2 rRNA genes are annotated in these 311 nt (G+C 36.3%); both read right to left on the bottom strand.

The window, feature by feature from the left end:
- Positions 1–90 (bottom strand): 5S ribosomal RNA (rrf, locus tag IC219_RS21495); the annotation flags it as partial.
- A gap of 113 nt (positions 91–203) precedes the next feature.
- A 23S ribosomal RNA gene (locus IC219_RS21490) occupies positions 204–311 on the bottom strand; the annotation flags it as partial.

The raw sequence follows: 311 nt of genomic DNA, 5'->3' as shown, positions 1-311 counted from the left end.
AGTTTCCCACCAAGTACCATCAGCGCTAGAGAGCTTAACTTCTGTGTTCGGAATGGGAACAGGTGTATCCTCTCTGCTATTGTAACCACATAATCTTTATGCTTAATATTACTATTAAGTTATTGAAACTAGTAAACTAGATTCTTTAGAGTTAACACTCTAAAAACTACATATATATTTTAATCAATGAACATCAAATAATATTGGTCAAGTCCTCGACCTATTAGTATCGATAAGCTAAATACATTGCTGCACTTACACCTTCGACCTATCAACCAGATAGTCTTTCTGGGGTCTTACCCTTGCGGTGG

The organism is Clostridioides sp. ES-W-0018-02, assembly GCF_020658175.1.
In the GTDB taxonomy this organism is placed as follows: domain Bacteria; phylum Bacillota; class Clostridia; order Peptostreptococcales; family Peptostreptococcaceae; genus Clostridioides.
This window is presented reverse-complemented; position numbering and strand designations above follow the sequence as displayed.